General features: G+C 57.1%; 1 protein-coding gene. It reads right to left on the minus strand.

Annotation, left to right across the window (positions count from 1 at the left end; translation table 11 throughout):
• Positions 1–1,038 precede the first annotated feature (1,038 nt).
• A partial coding sequence (locus I6F28_RS36950; protein WP_225143913.1) for an acetoacetate decarboxylase family protein occupies positions 1,039–1,794 on the minus strand: 756 nt, incomplete at its 5' end.

Genomic DNA, 1,794 nt, shown 5'->3' on the forward strand with positions numbered 1-1,794 from the left:
GGCAGAGCGATCTTGGTCGAGATCGTTCAGTGAAGGCTCGAAGTTGTTGGATAATCTCAAGATACAACAACATCAGCGTTGAGCAGTCGAATCGTGTAGATCATATAAGCGACGACGAGCTTGGGGCAGTCGCCTAGTACTTTCCCAAGATCGTCTGATCGGCCAGTTCTGGTGGCAATGCGCCTTCGGTAGAGCAAAGCATTTTCGAGCGGCCGGTGGTCAGCTCATTGTCGCCGTTTGCTGAAAACGGACGCGGGTGTAAGAGCAGGAAGGCCGTCCAGGCATTGGTGCCCGCAATTTGTATTATAAGGCCACGATCGGAGCAGCGACAGCATTGCTTATGTGCCGGTCCGCACCGTGGCTGCAGGCGCACCTTGAAAGAACTCGGAAGCCGCGAGCCAAAGGCCGCTGGCGGCGTGGGTTCCTTGGCATTAGCGCCTCGATTTCTGTCCTGGGCCAGCCATTAGGGATACGCTGAAGCGTTGTGGTGATCATGCGAATGATCGACGTTGTTCATATTCGCAGTCTGCAGCAGTGATGATCACCGCTTTTCATCCGCGAGCTCGCTGATTATGCCGCAAGCCGGATTATGCCGCATGAGCAGTCTTCTTCGCTTCGAGGCTGGCACCCGTTGGTCGCCACGTCGCTGCGCGGGGACCAGGTCGCCGCTGGCATGGCACTGACCAAGCGGCTAGTTCCGAACGACGCAACGCACGTGCCCGCGGCTGCTCGGCAGCTGTGGAGGGGCACCAGCGCAGCATAGCTGGCATAGGAGAGCCAACGGGTTCTTTCATAGCCGTCGGCGTAGACGGCGTTGATGGTCTCGGGCGTTAGATGGCGATGAAAGGCGGACGTTCTCCGTCGAGTCGCCACCGAGAAGTCGCCCCGCGGCGGGCGCACGCGGCAGCCTTCTCCCTTGCGTGTTTCATGCAGTGCGTTAGGACCCTAGCTTGCGTCGCTGTAATGGCCCATCAATGGGCACGCCGAGAGCCCGCGGCTGAACTCAGGATCCGATGAACTCCTAAAGCTTATCGATCACTATTTGCCTGGAGTTGCGGTTTCCGAAAGGATATCAATGACCTCGAGCTTGGCGTCATACTCCTCGTATGTGCCAAGCATGGGTTCGCCAAGTGCAATATTGTGCACGGGATCGACAATCGAGGGTGAGTCGTAAGTTAGGGAGATGGGTCCAGTAAATTGAACTTGATCGCCAAGCTCGTCGCGTCGCAACGTTCGCGCGGTGCACCATTTGACGAGCTGCGTTACTGCGCCCTTCCCGCGCTCATTGATGGGGGGCAAATGCCGAACCGAGTAGAAATACGTCCGCGCAGAAAACATCTGTTGCGAACTCGAGCTCATGCGCTGGTCCGGTTGAGCGGTAAGAGTCAGCAGGCGCTTGCCAGCTGGACGCTCGAGCGTACCCTGAATTAGGCCACCTTCTCTAATCAGAGTAATGTGCGCCAGCTTTTTTGGAGCACCAAGAACCTCTCGTCCCGAGGCAAGCGCTGCATCATTCGTTGTCACGTAAATGTAAGGAATGTAAAAGCCGGTCTCACCGCCGGGATCACGAACTTGAATTCCTGAATAGCACTCCAAGTACGGCCCCACAGTGCTTGAGGGATAGCTCGCGACCCCCACAACGGCGATTGCAGGGTTTGCTACGGGTACTAATCCCTTCGGTAGTAGAGAGGACACCTCGCTCCCCACGCTGAATACAAGGTTTATGGCTTGGCAGCCGAGAAACGCGCTGCCACGGTCTCTGCTCCCACGGTAGAGAGGCGCATCAAGAGGAAT

Origin of the sequence: Bradyrhizobium sp. NBAIM14 (assembly GCF_020193895.1) — a bacterium.
GTDB lineage: Bacteria > Pseudomonadota > Alphaproteobacteria > Rhizobiales > Xanthobacteraceae > Bradyrhizobium > Bradyrhizobium yuanmingense.